We start from the raw sequence: 19,554 nt of genomic DNA on the forward strand, positions 1-19,554 counted from the left end.
CGAAGGCGCGCTGTGGCGCAACGGCAACTGGAAACTCGTGCTCAACCTGTACAAGCCGAGCTGGGGCGAATCGTACCGTTCCATCGCCGCGCGCATGAGCGAGTTCGCGCGCGAAAAGGTCGCGCAGCATCCTGGCGAGCAGATCGTCGTCGTCAGCCACGAATCGCCGATCTGGTCGTACCGGCACCTGCTCGAAACCGGACATCCGGAACACTGGATGTTCCTGCGCAAGACCGCGCTCGCGTCGGTCACGTCCGTTACGTACGACTGCGCGACCGGCAATGTGATGTCAATCACGTACGTCGACCCCGCGGCCGACGTGCAGTAGCGCGACAATGGTAGACGGAGCAGTATGCCCCGCGCCCGGCCGCGTGTCGATGCGGTTGGCCGGACGGCGGGAGGCGCTGCGGAAACGTTATGCAAAGGAGCGAATATGGGGTTTGCAATCGATGACGATGCCGTCGCGCGCGTGGCCGCGCTGCCCGGCGTGCGCGCCGCGGCCGAAGCCGGCGCGCAGCTGATCGCGCTGTGGCCGCTCACCGACGCCAAGCAGATGGACAACGACGCGAAATACGCGGAAAATCTGCAGGTGCGCCTTACGCGCACGATCGCGCGCGTCACGACCGGCGACGACGTGACCGTGCCCGACGCCGAATTCGTGTACGAAGGCGCGGATGAGATCCCCGGCCGTCCGCAGGAGATCGTCGACGCGCTGCTCGCCGCGAACGACGCCTACGACACGATGGTCGGCTACCGCGACGACCGCGACCCGAACGTCCTGTTCGACGCGGCCGACGCGATGGGCGTGGTCTGGCCGTCCGCGACTGTCGATGCGCTGCGGGCGGCGTTGTCGGAAGTCGAGCGGGTTGTTGCGGAGGATGAAGGTGCAGCCGGGGTTGCTGACGCGGCCGGAGACGCCGGTGCGGTGAACGTGGCCGGGGCGAATACCGCCGGGATCGCCGCCGTCGGATCCGCAGGCGAATCGGCAACCGAATCATCCGACGTCGCGGTTTCCCCCGAACTGGTTGACGGGCTGACCCATCGCTTCGCGCAGGCGCTCGTGATCTGCGACGGACTGTTCGCGGCGATCGACGGCACGCTCGCGGCCGAACCCGGATCGCGCGAGGCGGCCGTCGCCAAGCTGCCGGTCATCCTGTTCGTCAACGAACTGCGCGAGCAGATGGCCGTGCCGCGCCTGTGCCTGAGCGATGCGCAGTATCAGGCGCTGCTCGACGCGCGCGCGGCCGCCGCGGCCGGCGGCGCGGGCGATGCCGGCACGCTGACGGCCACCGCGGACGCAATCGCGCCGATCGCCGTCAACGAGTGGAAGCGCCACTACGACGACGTGACCTGGGACCCCGACGAGGCCAAGCGCCGCGCCAAGGAGGAGGACGAGCGCAAGAACAAGGAGGCGCTCGCCGCCAAGTTCGCCCACATCAAGGACGACCCCTCCAAGCCCGAAGTCGAGCTCTGAGCGCAGCACCGTTCCGGCGCCGCCCATACATACGTAAAGGGCCGCATGGGAATGATCCCATGCGGCTCCTGTGGTTTTGTCATGCCGGCCGATGCCTACTGCTGCTGCGGATATTGCGCGTTACCGTTACCGTTGCCGTACGGATTCTGCGGCTGCTGGCCGTATTGGCTAGGCTGTCCGTACTGACCGGGTTGCGCGGGCTGTCCGTACGCGTCCGGACCATACTGGCCGGGCTGGCCGTATGCCGATCCATACGGATCCTGCTGGCCGTACGCACCGGGCTGACCCGGCTGTCCGTACGGCTGACCGTACTGCGGGCCCGTCGGCGGATACGGCTGATAGTCGTCGTCGAAGCGCACGCCCTCCGGCTTGCTGGCCTGCGCCATGAACACGATCCAGATGATGCAGGGAATGATCGTCAGGAGGAATCCGAACAGCAGAGCCATCACGCCGCCGGCCGTCATGCCGAAGCCGTGGCTGTAACCGTAGCCGTAGTAGGCGCTGCCGTAGCCGCTGAGCATGCCGACGAACGTGGCACCTCCGCCCACGATCATGATGATGCAGCCGATGACCGGCACAACGTACAGCGGGATCAGCAGTTTGCCGGAACGGTTCGTATCGTGCAGGCGGCGCACGCTCAGCGCGATCGTCGGCACGAGGACCGCCAGATCCCAGATCGCGACCAGGAACGACGCGTGATCGTCGGTCGCGCCCGAAAACATGTTCAGCACGAAGCTGATCGCGAACGACGCCAGCATCCACCACCAGAACTCGCTGCGCGACGCGCGGCCCTTGAACGTGGCGTACTTTTTCCAGAAGCGCAGGAACGCCTCCGGGAACGGGCAGCCGTAATACGGCTTGTTCAGCGGCGGCACCCCGTAGGGCACGCCCGCGCCCGGACCGCTCGCGGGCATGCCGTACTGCGGCATCACGCCCTGCGGCGGCATCTGATAGCCCGCCTGCTGGTAGCCCGGCTGGCCCTGACCGTACGCGTTCTGCCCGTACTCCGGCGCGGCCTGCCCATACTCGGGCTGGCTCTGACCGTACACCGGCTGTCCTGCCTGCCCGTAGTCCGGCTGACCGTATGCGGGCTGACCGGCCGGCGCATACTGTCCGTATGCGGGCTGCTCGCCCTGCGCCGCGAAGGGGTTGGCCGGCGAGCCCGGCTGTCCGTACGGATTGGCCGAACCGTACTGCGGAGCCTGGGTCTGTGTCGAGGGCGTCTGCCCGAAGTCGGCGGCCGGTTCCGGCGACTGGTACGGCTGCTGGCCGTAGTTCGACTGATCATACGGTTCTTGTGCGTAGGCGCCCGCATCGGGAGTCTGCGAAGTCGCTGACGCGGCCGGCTGTGCGGCCGGCTGCACCGGAGTGGTCGGCGGAATGTACGGTGCCTGACCGTGAACCGTGGCCGGTTGTGAGTCCGCAGACGGCTGCGCCGGCTCGGCGGCGGGCTCGGACGGAGCCGCGTAATCGGTCTGATCGGACGGGGTCGCGGGGGTGTCCGACGCCGGAGCCGACGGTGTCACGGAGGAACCGCCGAACGGCGAGGCCGCCGCGGAAGTTTCCGAAACACCGGTCGAACCAGCCGGGGCTGAGGAATCGGTCGAACCAGCCGCGTCGGTCGCATGCGCGCTCGGCTCCGGCGTCTGATCGTACAGGGTTTCCGCGCTCAAATCAGGAATGTCCGGCATGCTCAGAGACCCGACGCCGGGAATGTCCGGAATCGCCGGCACATGCGGCTCATTGGGGCTGCCGTCGGGATTGTTGTTGGCATCGGTCATCGTTTCGCTCCCTTCGCTGGAATGATGACGTTCACACCCTCATTCTTCCACAAACCCGACGCCCCGTCCGTATTTGCCCGGTTCCTGACGCGCGGCCCGTCGCCTAACGTCGCCTACTGTCCCGAGCGCCACGCGTCGAACAACCGCAGTTTGGCGAACAGGTCGCCGAACAGCAGCCGGTTGTCGACCTGCGTGATCACATGGATGCCGCGCCCGGCCTGCGCGTCCGCCTCGCTCACCGGTTCGATCGGACCCGGCCGGTCGTCGGCGTCCAACGTCGGCCGCTTGATCGCGACCCACCCATGCGACGCCGGCGCCGTATCCCACGGCGTGAGCAGCGCGGTCAGGCTTACCAGCGGCGAGTCGCCGAGGCAGTACGCGCCGGTCGGCTTCGTCCAGTAACGCTCGCCGTGGAATCGGATGTTGTCGACTTCCCCGCACAGATACCGGCCCAGCTCGCCGCACGGCAGCACGTTCGCGGCCAGTTCCGCCGTCGAGACGAGGCACTGGCGGTAGGCGTTGCGCGGCACCTGCCACAGCGGCAGATCACAGCCGGCGAGCAGCATCCGCGCCGCGACCGGGTCGATTTCGGCGTTGTACTCGCGTACCGGCCGGCCCAGCGGCGGTTCGGCCAGTCCCGGATACTCCTGCCCGCCGATCCACACGACTGTCATGCGCTGCGCGATGCGCGGCTCGACCAGCCATGCGCTCATCAGGTCGGTCACGCCACCGCCGGCCACGTAGTACAGCGGCAGGTCGGTGTCGTCGCGCATTGCTTCGCGCACGATCGCCTCGCACGCCTCGCCCCGCTGCGCGGTCGTCGCGTCGGCCAGCGGCAGTTCCGATCCGGTGACGAGCAGGCCGTCGTAGTCGCGCAGTCCCATGAGCCCGAACATGCGCTCGATGCGCGCGCGCCCGTTCGCGGCGGTGGTGTCGGAGCCGCCGATGAAGTCGCCGTGGCGCAGATGCGAGCAGACGATGAGCCGGATGTCGACCGACTCCGAGAGCAGGTGATGTACGAGCTGGAACAGGTCGTCCGGGTCGCCGGCGAAGTCGTTGTCGATGATGACGCGACATGCGGCCGGCCGCGGCCCGTCGCCCAGCCACGGGCTCGTGTTCGGCCGCCATGTCCGTTCGTCTGCCGGTTGGGTCGATGATTGGCCGTCGACGTTGTTGCTGCTGTGTTCGTTGATTGGCGCCATGGTGATTACCTCGTTCCGTTGTGGCTTCACGACTTATATACAGCGTTGTAGTAAACGATATTCATCCTACTCGCCGGTGGATACCTGCGGTAATATCCGTGCATTGCTCGGCAGCCTGTCAACCATGCCCCGAGACATGGTTGACCATCCGCTGAAACTAGTGTTTTGTCGGGCTTTAATTGCGGCGTTTTTATTTTCTCGGCTCCCCTTGTCAGGACGTTGCCGTGAAGCAAACAGCAGAGCTGTTTGTAGGCAACGTGCGAGCCGTCAGGCGAGCCAGTGCAACGCGGGTGCAGCCCGTCCATAATTGCAGGACGAGCTGTCACGCAGTGACTGAGGGGTAGTCGGAACCCGTCACATTAAGTCCGACAGAGTCTAGACAGTTCTGCAGTCCGCCTCATTGTGGGCATAACCGGCCACGGTCTCCCCGGTCGTGGGTATAGACGGTACATGACGCCTTACAGTTCGTGGTCATAAACGGTACATTTACGCAATCGTGGGCATAGACGGGTCACGTACAGGCGAAAAAACGGCTCGCAGTGGCCTGTCTATGCCCACAATCGGTTGAACTTGGCTGGATTTGACAGTTGGATTCGACGGGTGGGGGATGGCTGGGCCGCCCGCCCTACACCCGCGATCCCCAGATCGTCCGGTTGCCGCCGATCGCCGTGAACGTGAGCGTCGGCCGGCCGTCGGACTCGCGCGGCAGCACGGCGAACACGCCCGTGTACGTCATTCCGTCGATCGTGATCGCCACGTCGCTGTCGCAGCAGCGCACGCCGGCCGGAGCGGCACCGAGCATGCGCCACGATCCGCGCGAAATCGGCCCGTCGGTCGGACGCGGGGCCGCGCCCGGGGTGTCGCTGAATTCGATCCGTCCACCGCTGGTCACGCGGCCGTCGGGCTGCAGCGTGATCGTCTCCGGCCGGTTCACGCCGTGCCATGATCCGTCCGCGTCGCGCGTGCCGTCGAAGTACGTGTGCGGATCGTGCCGCACGAGCTCGTAGTCGCCGGCCAGACGCGCGGGATGGGCGCGATCCGTGGCGTACGCGGGACATGCGGCGGCCGAGACGGCGCCGTTCCCCGCGGCGGATGATGCGGCGGATGATACAGCGGATGCCGTGGCGGATGATGCCGCGGATGTTGCAGAAGATGCTGTTGCGGATGCCGCGGCGTCGAGCGCGGCGGACGGCGGCAGCGCGACCGAACCGCGGTATTCGTACGGTGCGGCGACGAGCCAGCCGTCGGCCGTGGGCAGCAGCTCGCGCACGTGCGCCTCGAAGTCGTTTTCGCCGCGGCCGGCGAAGCGCGTGTGGTACGTGAGGAACAGCCGGCCGTCGCGGGCGCGCGTGAGCACCGAATTATGCCCCTGTGAGACCTCGACGTCGGCGTCGTCGACCGGGCCGCCACTCCAGCGTACCGACGACGTGAGCCGCACGCCGGTGTCCTTGGTCTGGTTGTCCGGAATCTCGCCGTTGGAGATGGCCGGATTGCCGTTCTGGTCGACGTACGGGCCGACGAGGTTGCGCGAGCGGAACAGGCGGATCTGATAGCCGCCGGTGCGGCCGAGCCAGCCGTACGACATGAACAGGTACCACCAGCCGCCATGATGCACGAAATACGAGCCTTCGCCCGAATTCCAGTAGCCGCCGGCGACCTTCACGCCGTAGTACGGATCGGAGGCGTCGGGCACGAGCGGATAGCGCGTCGCATAGTCGCGCAGGCCGGTGTTCGGGTCGAGCTTGAACATCCAGACGCCGCCGAACCACGAGCCGAAGCTCATCCACATTTCGCCGTGGTCGCAGCGGATCGGTGCGGCGTCGATCGCGTTGATCCGCGTGTTCTTGAGCGAGCGGTAGCGGGCGAGGTCGCCGTGCGCCTCCTCGTCGCTGAGCACGCGCGGCACGTCGGTCGCGTCGACGTTGTCCGGGCCGAATCCGGAGTAGACGACCGGTCCGACGACCGTCCAGTCGCCGTCGAGATGATCGGCGGTGAGCAGCACGATCACCGAGCGGAAGTCGTGCCCGTTGACCGACAGGTACATGCACCACTTGCGCATCGCGTCGTTCCAGATCACGTCCGGAGCCCACGTGTTGCCGCGCAGATCGGGATTCTCCGGCTGCTGCGGCCATGCCCTCCAGATGTCGCCGAGCAGGCGTTCCGGATCGCGGCTCAGGTTGTTCTCGAACGGCTCCCAGTGGACGAGGTCGCGGCTGCGCGCCCACTTGCGGTGGGTGCCGAACAGGTAGTACGTGCCGTTTTCCTCGACGATGGCCGGGTCGTGGATGGCGGGCCCGTGCGGTGCGGTGCCGGCCGCTGCTGCGTTGGCCGCGGCGGACGGCGCGACGGTATGCGAATCCATGCGATGCTCCCTGCCGTCCGCTACTTCTGCGATCCCCAGGCGCACAGGTTGTCGCCGATCACGGAGAAGGTCATCACGTCCTTGCGGTCCTCCTTGTCGCGCGGCAGCTTGTCGAACGCGCCGTGGTACTCCACGCCGTCGAGCGTGATGGTCACGTCGCCGGTGCCGTCGGACTTGTCGAGCTTCCACGTGCCGGTCTTGTCGCCGGTCACCTTGCCGTCCTCGGTCAGCGTGATGTTCACGGGCTTGTTGACGCCGCGGTAGTCGGTGCTGTTCTTCTCGTTGACCTTCTTCGGGCCCTTGAACGAGGTGTTCTGCTCGTGGATCACGAACTCGTAGTCGCCGGCCACGTTCTTGGCGTCGTACTTGGTGTCGGCGGCCTTGGTGCCGGTGTATTCGTACGGCGCGGCGACGAGCCAGCCGTCGGCGGTGGGCAGCAGCTCGCGCACGCGCACCTGGTGCATTTCGCCGGTGTCGGAGAAGCGGGAGTGGTAGACGATGTACGTGGTGCCGTCGTCGTCCACGAACGCCGAATTGTGGCCCTGCGCGACCTCGATGTGCGAGTTGTCGTTGCCGCTCCACTGGATGGAGCTCATCAGGCGCACGCCGACCTCACTCTGCCAGTTGTTGCCGATCGCGCGCGTGCTGACCGCGGTGTTGCCCTTTTCGTCGACGTACGGGCCGGTGATCTTGTCGGAGCGGAACATGCGCACCTGATAGCCGCCGGTCTGCTGCAGGTTGCCGTAGGACGCGAACAGGTACCAGTGGTCGTTGGTGTGCAGCAGGTAGGAGCCCTCGCCGGAGTTGCCGAAGCCGCCGCCGAGCTTGATGCCGTAGTACGCGTCGGACTGGTTGGCGACCGTCTCGTACTTGGTCGAGTAGTCGCGCAGGCCGGTCTTCGGGTCGAGCTTGAACATCCACATGCCGCCGAACCACGAGCCGAACGTCATCCAGATGTCGCCGTTGTCGTCCTGCTTGACGCTCGGGTCGATCGCATTGATGCCGGTGTCGGTCTGCGAGGTGTAGCGGGTCAGGTCGGCGCCCTCGCCGAGCACCTTCCACACGTCGGTCTTGGCGGCGTTCACCTTTTCGAATCCGGAGTAGACGACCGGGCCCACGTACGTCCAGTCGCCCTCGATGTCGTCGGCGGTGAGCAGCACGATCGCGGAGCGGTAGTTCGCGCCGTTGATCGACATGTACATGCACCACTTGTTCATGGTCTCGTTCCAGAACACGTCCGGCGCCCACATGTTGCCCTTGACGTCCGGGTTGGCGGACTGCTTGGACCAGTTGGTCCAGATGTCGGCGAAGACCTTCTCGTAGTCGGTGCTCAGGTTGTTCTTGAAGCTGGTCCAGTTGACGAGGTCGTCGCTTTTCAGCCATGCCAGATGCGAACCGAAGATGTAGTACTTGCCGTTGGCCTTGACGATGGACGGGTCGTGCGATTCGCCACGCTTGATGTCGGTGCTGCTTGCGGCTGCGGTCTGGCTGGAGGTGCCGTTGTTGGATTGGGCCGCGCCGTTGGACGACGACGAGCAGCCGGCGAGCGCGCCGACGAGCATGACGGCGCTGAGCGCGGCCGCGGCGGCCTTGCGCAGCAGATGATGGCTTCCGTTCATGGCTTTTCCTTCCTTGGTGTGCGCGATGGGCGCTGAGGGCGGCACGCGGTGCCGTTCCGGTTTGTACATCGATGTAATACGAGGTACACTATACATCGATGTAAACGATATGTCGAACCGGAAAGGACGAAGGATGTCTGGTTCCTACTCCCTGCTGTGCTACACGCGCGTGCCGTCGTCACGCGAGGAGGCGAACAACGAGGACATCGCGCTGAGCATGCACTTGGCGCTGCGTTCGCGCGCCACCGGCGACTGGACGCCCCTCAACGAGAACTACGGCATCTTCTTCGCCGCGGCCGTGCCCCGCGAAAACGTGCCGGAGGCCGCCCGCCGCGCATGCACCGCCGCCGCGAAATTCGCGGGGGAGCCGGCGCCCGGCCGGGAATCCGCCTCCGCCAGTGACGCGGTGCGATACGGCGCGGTGATGCCCGGAGTCGACATCGAGCTCAAAAGCCTGAAGCACCCGTACCTGTTCCGCCTGCTCGACGGTCGCTTCGGCGTCGCGGCGACGCGCACCGCCCGCGGCGGCGAGCCGGACGGCTCCGAACGCTCGTCGTTCCTGCTCGCCGTCAGCCACGACCTGCGCTCCTACACGCAGCTCGGCATGGTGCGCCTCGACACCGCCGACGGCGTCAACCGCCCCGCCGTCGACTACGACAAGATTTCCCGCCGTTACGTCGTCCGCTGGTGCGACGACGCCGGCAGCCCGCACGTCGCGTCCGTCGCCGACATCATCGCCGCGGCCAACGCCGCGCCGCTCGCCGTCGGCGACGTCGACGTCGACGCGACCGCCGGTGACGACGCGGACGCGGCTCATGCCGTCGCGTCCGCCGCGCTCGGCCCGATCGTTGCCGGCAACGTCATCGACGTCACCGAAACCGAGGCCGCGGCGCTCATCGCGCGCTTCGGCCGCGTCTACAACACCAGCGCATCCGTCCGCCAGTTCGCCGTCCCCGCCGCATTGCGCGGCGACGAGGCGCGCGACGCGGTGCGCACGCTCGGCAACGCGACCGCCGCGCTGCGCTACAGCGACGGTTCCGTCGCGAACCGCGCCGTCGACTGGAACGCGGACCAGCTGGCAGCGCTCGCCGACGACGCTGCCGCCGGCCGACTCAAACCCGGCGAGACGCGCCGCATCGACGGCCGCGTCCGCCAGACCGTCTATCCCGTCCCGTTCGCGGTCGAGCGCGCCGACCCGTCCGTGTTCGCGTGGAACTTCAACGGCGAGCCGCTGTTTCTGTTCATCGCGACCGACGACACCGACGGCAACTGCGTCGACCCGAACGGAGGCCGCACGCACATGCCGCTGCGCGTTGCGTCGTCGATCATGGAACTGTCGGACGAGGCCGGCGGCCGCGAACGCGAGATCGACCTGCTCCGCTGCGGCGACCGCAACAGCGAGGGCCGCGCGATGACCGGCTGCTTCTGGGCTCCCGAACTGCATGTGATCGGTGGGAAGCTGTCCGTCCTGTTCATGCCGTGCTTCGACGGCGAGCCGACGAACCCGGACGGTTCGGCGAACGACCGCGCCGGCAAGCCGGACATGTGGACCGGACGCTGCCACATCATGCAGCTGAAGCAGGATGCGGACGGGCGCGACCTCGACCCGCGCGATCCGGCCAACTGGACCGTGCCCGAGCCGATCCTCGGGCCCGGCGAGCGCATCCTCAACCCGGTGCAGCGCATTTCGCTCGACATGACCGTGATCGTCGACTCCGGCCGCTGGTACTACGCGTGGCAGCAGGTCGGCAGCGTGTGGATCGCGCCGTTCGACCCGGAGCGGCCCGCGCGTCTGACCGGCGAGCCGACGCAGATCGTCGTGCCGGAGTTCGCGTGGGACAACATGATCGCGGAAGGGCCGAACGCGTTCGTGCACGACGGCCGGATTTTCCTGATCTACTCCGGATCGCTGGTCGGCATCGACTACACGACTGGCCTGGTCACGGCGCCGGCCGGCGTGCGCGCCGACCTGACCGACCCGTCCGTGTGGACGAAGCTCGACTACCCGCTGCAGAAGTCCGGCGTCTACAACGGCGCCTGGCAGCTCGGCACCGGCCACGGCATGTGGTCGCATGACGAGGACGGCAATCTCATCTACGTGTTCCACAATGCGGAATATGAGAACGGCCGGTACGGCGGGCGGGACGCGCAGGTGCGACGCGTCCACTGGTCGGCCGAGGGCATGCCGATCCTTGACATGGCCAGCGATGAGGAGCTTGCCCCGGCATACGCCGAGGTGAGCATGGAGGTCGCCGTCCGGTGACCTCGGGTTCCCGTGCCGGCCGTCGTGCCGGCGCGGGGGCTATTGTGTAGTGACAATGGCGTCTTGCTCTGCGGAGAGTCCCAAGGGTCCCAAGGAGGGGACGCCGATGACGAGAACAGAATATGGAGCAAACATGGTGGCAACAACAGCGGATAAGGGAGATGGCCACGTCGTCACGATGCGCGAGGTCGCCAAGGCGGCCGGCGTGTCGATCAAAACCGTCTCGAACGTGGTCAACGACTACCAGTTCGTGTCCGACAAGACGCGCGACAAGGTCAACAAGGCGATCGAGGAGCTCGGCTACGTGATGAACGTGTCCGCGCGCAACCTGCGCCGCGGCCGCACCGGCATCATCGGTCTGGCGATCCCGGACCTGCAGATGCCGTACTTCGCGCAGCTGTCGTCGCTGGTGATCGAGGAGGCGAAGAAGGTCGGCCTGCGCGTGATCGTCGAGCCGACGCTGTATTCGCGCGAGGGCGAGTTCGACGTGCTGCTCGGCTCCCAGCAGTCGATGATGGACGGCCTGATCTACAGCCCGCTGGAACTGGCCGTCGAGGACGTCGAGGACCTCAAGCTCGAATATCCGATGGTGCTCGTCGGCGAGCGCATCTTCACCGACCGGTTCGACCATATCGCCACCGAGAACATCGAGGGCGCGAAGCACGCCACGCAGTACCTGCTGCAGTCCGGGTGCCGGCGCGTGGCCGTGATCGGCACGCATCCGGGGGAGACGGTCGGCTCCGCCGCGCTGCGTCTGCGCGGCTACAAGGAGGCGCTCGAGGAGGCCGGTGCGGAGTACAACCCGTCGCTGGTGGTGCCGTCGAAGATGTGGCACCGTACCGACGGCGTGAACGCGATGAATGCGCTGCTCGACTCCGGCGCGAAGCCCGACGGCGTGGTCGCGCTCAACGACATGCTCGCGGCCGGCGCGATGCACGCGATCCAGATGCGCGGCCTGCGCATTCCGGAGGACATTTCCGTGATCGGCTTCGACAATTCGGACGACTCGCAGTATCTGTCGCCGGCGCTCTCGTCGATTTCCCCCGGACTGGAGGCGGTGGCGCGCCTGTCGGTGCGCGTGCTCAACGAGCGCATCGCCGGGCAGAACCCGCTCGGCAACGACTCGCCGGACCCGATCTTCCGCAAGGTGGCCTCCACGCTGGTGGTGCGCGACTCCACGCGCGCGCTGTGACATATGGGGCCGGCGGCGTTGCCGGCCCCATATCGTCGTCGGAGGGCTTTCCATGGGGTTTGAAACGATTGAGGAAACGCCGATTTGTTCTATCGTTGTAAATTTGATATATTCAACGATGTAAATACTGAGCCGCATGGATTGCAGAAAGAGGAAACAATGGCTGTTTACAACAATCCGATCGTGCTCCAGCGTGCGGATCCGTGGGTGCTGAAGGTGGACGGCGAATACTGGTTCACCGCGTCCGACCCGGAATACGACAAGATCGCCATCCGTCACGCCTCGACGATCAACGAACTGCAGCAGGCCCCGGAGACCGTGGTCTGGCGCAAGCACGAGTCCGGCCCGTGCAGCAAGTACATCTGGGCCCCCGAACTGCACCGCGTGAACGGCGCGTGGTACATCTACTTCGCCGGCGCGGAGACCGAATTCGAGGCGTCCGGCATGCCGACGCACCGCATGTTCGTGCTCGAGAACACCGACGCCGACCCGACCACCGACAACTGGGTGGAAAAGGGCCAGATCGTCACGCCCGTCAGCTCGTTCTCGCTCGACGCGACCACCGAGGTGATCGACGGCGTGCAGTACCTCGTCTGGGCCCAGCACGATCCGGACATCCCCGGCAACTCCAACCTGTACATCGCCCCGATGGAGAACCCGTGGACGCTCGCCGCCGACCCGGTCATGCTCTCCAAGCCCGAATATGACTGGGAGTGCATCGACTTCCTCGTCAACGAGGGCCCGGCGTTCCTGTTCCACGACGACAAGATCTTCATCACGTACTCCGCGTCCGGCACCGGCGTGCCGTACGCCGTCGGCCTGCTGACCGCCGAGCGCGGCTCGGACCTGCTGGACCCGGCGAGCTGGACCAAGAGCCCGGTGCCGGTGTTCAAGACCTGCGCCGAGAACGGCCAGTACGGCCCCGGCCACAACTCGTTCACCAAGTCCGAGGACGATTCCGAGGATCTGATGATCTACCACGCCCGCAACTACACCGAGATCAAGGGCGACCCGCTGTTCGACCCGAACCGGCACGCCCGCGTCGGCGTGGTGCGCTGGAACGAGGACGGCACCCCCGACTTCGGCGTTCCCGAGCCGGACAATCTGTGGACCCCGACTTCGACCGATGTGCTGCCGGCCGACGGCGGCGAACTCGCCGGCACCCCGGTGCAGGTCGAGGCGGCCTGACGGCATTCGGCTCCCTCGGTGCCGTCCTGCGCCCATCCGCCGGGACGGCACCCTTCCACGAGAGCAAGAAAAATCGAACCCGTTCGCTGTTTTGAGTTGGCGGAAAAGCTGAAAACGGCGGAATCAAGCCTTTTCTTCGGCGTGTCAAGCAATTTGTACAACGATAGAAAAAGCGCTATAATAAATTCCAACGTTGTAAACGAGCGCTGGAGCTCAGGGTGAACACAACAACGGTGTTGACCACAAAACCAAGGTCCGTCATTGATTGACCGCCCGCGAACAACGACGCAAATTTCTTGGGAAACCAGGAGAACAAGGAGGAAACCCATGAACATCAAGAAGAACCTCGTCGCGGCGACCGCCGCGGTGCTGGCCGCCGGCATGGCTCTGGCCGGCTGCGGCTCCACCGGCGGCAGCGGCGACGTGCAGAAGACCGCTGACGGCAAGGTGAAGATCACCATGTGGCACGGCTTCTCCGAGGCCGACGGCAAGACGCTGGAGTCCATCGTCGACGACTTCAACAAGTCCCAGGACAAGTACGAGATCGACGCCCAGCTGCAGCCGTGGAGCACCATCGGCGAGACGATGGTCACCAAGGTTTCCTCCGGCGACGGCCCGGACTTCGTCACCACCGGCGCCGACAACGGCCAGGGCTGGTCCATCGACGGCACCTTCCAGTGCGTCTCCGACTTCTATGAGGACTCCAAGTACGAGACCGAGAACTATCTCGACAACGTCGTCGACCAGATCACCTTCGACATCGACGGCACCAAGGAGAAGTGCGCCGTCCCGATGGGCTACGCGCCGACCTCCGTGTGGTACAACACCGACATGTGGAAGGCCGCCGGCCTGACCGACAAGGACATCCCGACCACGTGGGACCAGCTCCTCGAAGTCGCCAAGAAGCTCACCAAGTCCGACGGCTCCCAGTACGGCATCGCCCTGTCCGACCTCGGCTGGGCCTCCTTCCTCAAGGGCAACGGCACCGGCCTGTACACCACCGACGGCAAGGTCTCCATCAACTCCAAGGAGAACAAGGCCTTCCTCGAGAAGATGCGCGAGTTCTACAAGGGCGGCTACACCGTCGCCGGCATGGACGACACCGCGGCCCGCGAATCCTTCGAATCCGGCCAGTCCGCGATGGTGATCGTCGGCCCGTGGGAGGACCAGGCGGCCACCGACAAGGGCATCAACCACGACACCTTCGCCGTTCCGGACGGTGACGGCACCTACAAGTACTCCGACGGCTCCACCGGCTCCAACACCGGCTCCACCGGCCTGTACTGGTGGGTCACCTCGCAGGTCGGCGACTCCGCCAAGCTGCCCGGCATCTACGAGTTCTTCAAGTTCTACAACAACCACGACAACCAGGTGAAGTGGTCCCTCGGCTCCGCCTACCCGCCGAACAACAAGACCGTCACCGCGGACGAGCTCTCCAAGCGCCCGCTGATCGCCAAGATCTCGCAGTACACCGCCAACTCGCACATCGCCATCGCCGGCCTCAAGGGCGGCTTCGGCGACATCTCCGCCACCGTTGACACCCTGACCTCCAACACGACCCGCACCGACGACGACATCCAGTCGCTGCTCGACGAGGCCGAGTCCAAGATCCAGGGCTACCTCGACGAATACGCCGAGTAAGCACGGCGGCGGCCGGTAGCAACGATCCGAAACACCGGCTGATCACCGGCCGCAGCCCGCGCATCACATAGCCGACATCGGCAATCCCGACGCTCCCCTTCCCGCCGCATTCCCGAAAGGGAAGGGGAGCGTTCCTATTCCCCAGCAATCATGTGTCCTTTTGGAGGAGCAAAATGACCACAGCAACTTCGCAGAGCGGAGCGCACGAGGTCGCCAAGGAGAACAAGAAGGCCATCCAGGCGCGCAACCTGCGCACCGGCATCCTGTTCACCGCGCCCGCGCTCATCGTTCTCGCCATCTTCGTCTTCTATCCGGCCGTCCAGACGTTCATCACGTCGCTGACCAATGGCCGCATCACGTCCAACTCCCGCCGCCCGGCCAAGTTCATCGGTTTCGAGAACTACATCAACCTGTTCAAGAGCGCGGACTTCCGCACCGACGTCAAGAACACCCTCGTGTACGCCGTGCTGTACGCCCCGATCGTCGTGATCGTCGCGCTCGCGTTCGCACTGCTGCTCAACCGCAAGGACCTCAAGTTCGTCGGCTTCTTCCGCACCTGCATGTTCCTGCCGTTCGTCATCTCGCTGACCGTCGCCGCGATCGCATGGCAGTTCATCCTCTCCCCGTCCCTCGGCCTCATCCCGTACTGGATCTCCGCGCTCGGCGGCCCGTCCCACCTCGACCTGCTCGGCACGCGCGAAACGGCCATGGCCACCATCGTCTTCATCACCGTGTGGAAGAACTTCGGCTACTTCATGGTCATCTTCCTCGCCGGCCTGCAGGGCATCTCCGCCGAACTGTACGAGGCCGCGTCGCTCGACGGCGCCAGCGCCTGGCAGAAGTTCCGCTACATCACGCTGCCGGCCCTGCGCCCGACCTTCAACTACGTGGTCATCTTCGGCCTCATCGGCTCCTTCCAGGTCTTCGATCAGGTCTTCATCCTGACCTCCGGCGGCCCGGCCCGCGCCACCGAAACCATCGTGTACCGCATCTACACCGAGGCGTTCGGCAACGGCAAGCTCGGCTACGCGTCCGCGCTGTCGTACGTCCTGCTGCTGATGACCCTCGTCGTCGGCCTCATCCAGCTGTACACCAACAACAAGCACGAGAAGGAGGAGATCGCATGAGCACCGCCACCGCATCCGCCGTAACCTCCGTGAAACTGACCGCCGCGCAGGAAAGCGAAAACGCGCGCATCAACGCCGAGAACGAGCGCCTGCGCCGCCAGGCGCGCACCAAGCGCACCATCAGCCTGACGCTGAGCTACATCGCGCTCATCCTCGTCACGTTCCTCATGATCTTCCCGCTGCTCATCGTCGTGATCGTCTCGTTCACGCCGAACGAGGTCACGCAGACCTGGCCGCCGAAGGTCATCCCGAGCGCATGGACGCTCGGCAACTACACCGACCTGTTCTCCCGCCTGCCGATCGGCCGCGAGCTGCTCAACACCGTCGTGTTCGCCGGCGCCGTGACGCTCATCTCCGTCACGTTCGACGCGCTCGCCGCGTACGGCCTGTCCCGCGTGGACTTCAAGGGCCGCGGCATCCTGCTCGCCGTGCTCATCGCCACCATGATGATCCCGGGCATGGCCCTGCTCATCCCGGTGTACAAGCTGCTCGCCTCCATGGGCCTGATCAACAGCTACCTCGGCATCATCATCCCGCGCATGGCCGATGTCGGCGGCATCTTCCTGCTGCGCCAGTTCTTCATCTCCATCCCGAAGGACCTCGACAACGCGGCGCGCATCGACGGCGCGGGCGAGCTGCGCATCTTCGCGCAGATCATCCTGCCGAACGCCGTGCCGGCGATCCTGACCGTGGGCATGTTCAACTTCATGGGCAACTGGAACGACCTGCTCTGGCCGTTGATCATGACCTCCCGCCCGGAGACCCGCACCATCACCGCCGGCCTGGCCATGCTGACCGGCCACGGCTCGTCCGTCACGCCGTACGGCGTCGTGATGGCCGGCGCGCTGATCTCCGCCCTGCCGCTGCTCATCGTGTTCTTCTTCGTGCAGAAGCGCTTCGTCGAAGGCATCGCGATGACCGGCATGAAGTAAACCAACCCTAATCCAACCCGTTCTGTTTCCTTTCCTCTCAATCAACCCACGTCGTCCCCGCCGCTCGTTCAGGGCGGGGCGACAGGCCGTCGCCGTGGCTCCTCCCACGGCGGCGGCCTTTTTCGTATGCGTCGGGGAACGTGTCGGCCGCGCGGCTGGCCGTATTGAGTCCGGCTTGCATCTGTCACGTGTCCGGCGTGCTCGGCGGCGGCCCGGACGGCACCGCGGTCAGCGGCTCGACTCGCGCTCCACGAACCGCGGCCGCACCACCACGCGCGCCGCAGCGCCGCCTTTGGCGGCCCCGGTGTCGGCGCCGGCCGGCACCGTGCCGTCGATCCTCGCGCACAGCAGCCGCAGCGCCTCGCGCGCGACCGTGCGCAGGTCGGGGTCGACCGAACTGAGCGGCGGCGCGAGATAGCGCGAGTCGATCGAATCGTCGTAGCCGACGATCCGCACGTCGTCCGGCACGATCAGATGACGCCGACGCAGCTCCTGCATCGCGCCCATCGCCAGCAGGTCGTTCATGCACACGATGCCGTCCGGGCGCACGCCGTCGCGGAGCATCTCCCGTACGGCCTGCTCGCCGGCCGGCTGGTACCAGATCGCGGCCGGTATCTCCAGCGCCGGATCGAGCGGCAGTCCGGCGTCGCGCAGCGCCTGCCGGTAGCCTTCCAGCCGCATCGGCTCGGACGCGACGTTGTTGCCGCCCGCGCCGATGATCGCGATGCGTCGGCAGCCGGCCGCGATCAGGCTCGCCGTCGCCTGCCGCGTGCCGTCCGCGTTGTCCGTCGTGACGCGGTCGATCGTGTCCAACCGCAGATCCTCGCCGATCAGCACCACCGGATAGCCGCAGTGCAGCAGCTTGGATTCGTCGTCTTCGGTCAGATATTGCGGGTCGAGGATCAGCCCGCCGATCAGCGACGAGAACGGGCCGTGCAGCAGGCCGAGTTCGTTGCACCGGCTGAAGCCGGACGGCATGAACACCGTGCGCTTGCCGAGCGCGAGCGCCTCCTCGGCGAGACACGACGACAGTTCCGCGAAATACGGCAGCCGCAGATTGTGCAGCGAGACGCCGATGACGTCGCCGCGGCCGTGACGCAGGCTTTTCGCGGCGATGTTGACCGAATAGCCGAGTTCGTCGATGGCGGCGAGCACCTTGGCGCGCGTCGAATCGCGCACGAATTCGTAGTTGTTGACCACGTTGGAGACGGTTTTGAGGGACACTCCGGCGCGTTTCGCCACGTCGTGCATTGTCACGGGACGCGGTGCGGGCGGCGTGGACGCGTCGGTCTTCCGGTCCGCTCGCCGGTCGGCTCCTGCGCCTGTCGCCGTGTTTGCCGCCGTGCCCGTTGTTGTGCCCGTTGTTGTGCCCGTCTCGGTTATGGTCTCCCGCGTCATGGTTTCCTGCCCTTCCGATCGCCCGCGATCGCATGCGTCCGGGGTGCCGTTCCGGTCGTATCGGGCCCGGCCGTACCGAGCGCCGGACGTACCGGCCGTACCGGGCGAGCAGGCCGGAGCGGACGTGCCGGTCGCCGGTCGTATTGGACGCGCCGACCGCACCGGCCGACCCGGACTGGTTCTCCGTGCGCCGAACCGCATGTAATAGGATGTGTTAAGGCAACCATACGCTGTGACCTGCACGTGCCGACCGCAATGCCCGCGGTTGTTCCCCCGGTGCCGGTCGTGCCGTTCGACGGAAAGGAACCGCTGGAATGAACCGTTTTGCGGTCGGATACGAATACATTTGCCGCATCATCATGATGGTGCTGGTCGCGCACATCGCGTTCATCGTGCACACGGTGCTGGGGCTCGGCGTGGTCGGCTTCTTCCCGTCCATCGCCGCGCTGCACACCACGTACCGCACGTGGCTGCTCGACGTGGCCGACCGTTCGTGGACCGTCAAGCAGACGTGGACCGTCTTCCATCGCGCATGGAAGGCCGAACTCAAGGGCGCGAACCTGTTCGGCTACCCGCAGTTCGCGCTGTGGGCGCTGCTCATCTGGGAGTACTACCTGACCAACTGGAACGATTTCGGCCCGATCGGCTACGGCCTGTCCGGCGCGCTGCTCGTGATCAACATCTTCTACGGCCTGTTCGTGATGGTCTCGTGGGTGCTGCGCTCCAATTTCGACGAAAAGCCGATCTGGATCGTCAAGGCGTCGCTGCAGATGGTCGTCGCGCGCCCGCTCAACAGCCTGATGACAGTGATCCTGTTTCTCGTGATGGTCTGGGCGTACTACACGTGGCCGGGCCTCGCCGCCGCGTTCGGCCTGTCCGTGCCCGCGTTCATCGCGATGATGGTCGCGTATTCGTACGCCCGCCTGCCCGGCATGGACGTGCACGTGATCGAGCCGCTCGAGGATCGTCAGCGTCGCCGCGCCGAACGCAAGGCCGAGGATCAGCGTCGCGCCGAGGAACGCCGCGCCACCCGAGAACAGGCCGGCAAGAAGCGCTGATCGCCGGTGTTTGCCGGTGTTTGTGGGTGTAATCGTACGGATGTACACCATCGTGGGCATAGACGGTACACGTACGGGCTGAAACGGCTCTCTTCGTATCCGGTCTATGCCCACGTTCGTGCAAATGACCTGCCCATGCCCGCGATCTGGGGGCGTAACTGTACCGTCTATGCCCACAAGTCGGACGATTCTACTGAAATTATGGTGACGGACGCGTTGCCCAAGACCGCAAAAGATCGGTCTATGCCCACACCCGTCCGTTGGCCTCGATGAATGGCACCTCAATGTTCAGCCTATGCCCGCAATCAGGCCAACGG

Annotated in this window: 14 protein-coding genes; 9 read left to right on the forward strand and 5 right to left on the reverse strand. The window is 65.9% G+C overall.

Annotation, left to right across the window (positions count from 1 at the left end; translation table 11 throughout):
* Positions 1 to 328: histidine phosphatase family protein (locus KIH79_RS09800; RefSeq protein WP_219059207.1), on the forward strand; the 328-nt coding region annotated here is incomplete at its 5' end.
* A 105-nt stretch (positions 329 to 433) separates the two neighbouring features.
* A complete protein-coding gene (locus tag KIH79_RS09805; RefSeq protein ID WP_219059208.1) occupies positions 434 to 1,474 on the forward strand; it encodes a hypothetical protein in 1,041 nt (346 codons plus the stop codon).
* Positions 1,475 to 1,569: 95 nt separating this feature from the next.
* On the opposite strand, the gene KIH79_RS09810 is transcribed toward KIH79_RS09805, so the two are convergent.
* The 4 genes from KIH79_RS09810 to KIH79_RS09825 all read right to left on the reverse strand — a co-directional run bounded on the left by KIH79_RS09810 (position 1,570) and on the right by KIH79_RS09825 (position 8,438).
* A complete protein-coding gene (locus KIH79_RS09810) occupies positions 1,570 to 3,255 on the reverse strand; it encodes a DUF805 domain-containing protein (RefSeq protein WP_219059209.1) in 1,686 nt (561 codons plus the stop codon).
* Positions 3,256 to 3,368: 113 nt separating this feature from the next.
* Positions 3,369 to 4,457 carry a nucleoside hydrolase gene (locus KIH79_RS09815; RefSeq protein WP_219059210.1) on the reverse strand — a complete coding sequence of 363 codons (1,089 nt, stop codon included), beginning with the start codon at positions 4,455 to 4,457 and terminating at the stop codon, positions 3,369 to 3,371.
* 625 nt (positions 4,458 to 5,082) lie between these two features.
* Complete coding sequence (locus KIH79_RS09820) at positions 5,083 to 6,819, reverse strand: glycoside hydrolase family 43 protein (protein ID WP_219059211.1); 1,737 nt, start codon at positions 6,817 to 6,819, stop codon at positions 5,083 to 5,085.
* Between the two features lie 20 nt (positions 6,820 to 6,839).
* The gene (locus KIH79_RS09825) at positions 6,840 to 8,438 is read right to left on the reverse strand and encodes a glycoside hydrolase family 43 protein (RefSeq protein WP_219059212.1); all 1,599 of its coding nucleotides are present in this window, start codon (positions 8,436 to 8,438) and stop codon (positions 6,840 to 6,842) included.
* A gap of 133 nt (positions 8,439 to 8,571) precedes the next feature.
* On the opposite strand from KIH79_RS09825, the gene KIH79_RS09830 reads away from it, so the two are divergent.
* The 6 genes from KIH79_RS09830 to KIH79_RS09855 all read left to right on the forward strand — a co-directional run bounded on the left by KIH79_RS09830 (position 8,572) and on the right by KIH79_RS09855 (position 16,781).
* Positions 8,572 to 10,701, forward strand: a complete 2,130-nt coding sequence (locus KIH79_RS09830) for a family 43 glycosylhydrolase (RefSeq protein ID WP_219059213.1) — start codon at positions 8,572 to 8,574, stop codon at positions 10,699 to 10,701.
* A 133-nt stretch (positions 10,702 to 10,834) separates the two neighbouring features.
* Positions 10,835 to 11,893, forward strand: a complete 1,059-nt coding sequence (locus KIH79_RS09835; protein ID WP_219059214.1) for a LacI family DNA-binding transcriptional regulator — start codon at positions 10,835 to 10,837, stop codon at positions 11,891 to 11,893.
* 159 nt (positions 11,894 to 12,052) lie between these two features.
* Positions 12,053 to 13,081 carry a glycoside hydrolase family 43 protein gene (locus KIH79_RS09840; protein WP_219059215.1) on the forward strand — a complete coding sequence of 343 codons (1,029 nt, stop codon included), beginning with the start codon at positions 12,053 to 12,055 and terminating at the stop codon, positions 13,079 to 13,081.
* 327 nt (positions 13,082 to 13,408) lie between these two features.
* Complete coding sequence (locus KIH79_RS09845) at positions 13,409 to 14,722, forward strand: ABC transporter substrate-binding protein (protein WP_219059216.1); 1,314 nt, start codon at positions 13,409 to 13,411, stop codon at positions 14,720 to 14,722.
* A 173-nt stretch (positions 14,723 to 14,895) separates the two neighbouring features.
* Entirely contained in the window at positions 14,896 to 15,849 is a 954-nt protein-coding gene (locus KIH79_RS09850) for a carbohydrate ABC transporter permease (RefSeq protein WP_219059217.1), read from the forward strand.
* A complete protein-coding gene (locus tag KIH79_RS09855; protein ID WP_219059218.1) occupies positions 15,846 to 16,781 on the forward strand; it encodes a carbohydrate ABC transporter permease in 936 nt (311 codons plus the stop codon). The genes KIH79_RS09850 and KIH79_RS09855 overlap by 4 nt, the downstream gene beginning before the upstream one ends.
* Before the next feature lie 228 nt (positions 16,782 to 17,009).
* Here KIH79_RS09855 and KIH79_RS09860 read toward each other — a convergent pair whose 3' ends face one another.
* Positions 17,010 to 18,023, reverse strand: coding sequence for a LacI family DNA-binding transcriptional regulator (locus KIH79_RS09860; protein WP_219059219.1), 1,014 nt, complete (start codon positions 18,021 to 18,023; stop codon positions 17,010 to 17,012).
* Between the two features lie 470 nt (positions 18,024 to 18,493).
* Here KIH79_RS09860 and KIH79_RS09865 point away from each other — a divergent pair, with 470 nt between their 5' ends.
* Positions 18,494 to 19,237, forward strand: a complete 744-nt coding sequence (locus tag KIH79_RS09865) for a YesL family protein (RefSeq protein WP_219059220.1) — start codon at positions 18,494 to 18,496, stop codon at positions 19,235 to 19,237.
* Positions 19,238 to 19,554: the final 317 nt, after the last annotated feature.

It is taken from the genome of Bifidobacterium miconis (assembly GCF_019331735.1).
Taxonomy (GTDB): domain Bacteria; phylum Actinomycetota; class Actinomycetes; order Actinomycetales; family Bifidobacteriaceae; genus Bifidobacterium; species Bifidobacterium miconis.

Bases quoted from the DNA above. Each gene is read 5' to 3' on its own strand.
- KIH79_RS09805 (WP_219059208.1), top strand. From the start codon at position 434: ATGGGGTTTGCAATCGATGACGATGCCGTCGCGCGCGTGGCCGCGCTG.
- KIH79_RS09810 (WP_219059209.1), bottom strand. From the start codon at position 3,255: ATGACCGATGCCAACAACAATCCCGACGGCAGCCCCAATGAGCCGCAT.
- KIH79_RS09815 (WP_219059210.1), bottom strand. From the start codon at position 4,457: ATGGCGCCAATCAACGAACACAGCAGCAACAACGTCGACGGCCAATCA.
- KIH79_RS09820 (WP_219059211.1), bottom strand. From the start codon at position 6,819: ATGGATTCGCATACCGTCGCGCCGTCCGCCGCGGCCAACGCAGCAGCG.
- KIH79_RS09825 (WP_219059212.1), bottom strand. From the start codon at position 8,438: ATGAACGGAAGCCATCATCTGCTGCGCAAGGCCGCCGCGGCCGCGCTC.
- KIH79_RS09830 (WP_219059213.1), top strand. From the start codon at position 8,572: ATGTCTGGTTCCTACTCCCTGCTGTGCTACACGCGCGTGCCGTCGTCA.
- KIH79_RS09835 (WP_219059214.1), top strand. From the start codon at position 10,835: ATGGTGGCAACAACAGCGGATAAGGGAGATGGCCACGTCGTCACGATG.
- KIH79_RS09840 (WP_219059215.1), top strand. From the start codon at position 12,053: ATGGCTGTTTACAACAATCCGATCGTGCTCCAGCGTGCGGATCCGTGG.
- KIH79_RS09845 (WP_219059216.1), top strand. From the start codon at position 13,409: ATGAACATCAAGAAGAACCTCGTCGCGGCGACCGCCGCGGTGCTGGCC.
- KIH79_RS09850 (WP_219059217.1), top strand. From the start codon at position 14,896: ATGACCACAGCAACTTCGCAGAGCGGAGCGCACGAGGTCGCCAAGGAG.
- KIH79_RS09855 (WP_219059218.1), top strand. From the start codon at position 15,846: ATGAGCACCGCCACCGCATCCGCCGTAACCTCCGTGAAACTGACCGCC.
- KIH79_RS09865 (WP_219059220.1), top strand. From the start codon at position 18,494: ATGAACCGTTTTGCGGTCGGATACGAATACATTTGCCGCATCATCATG.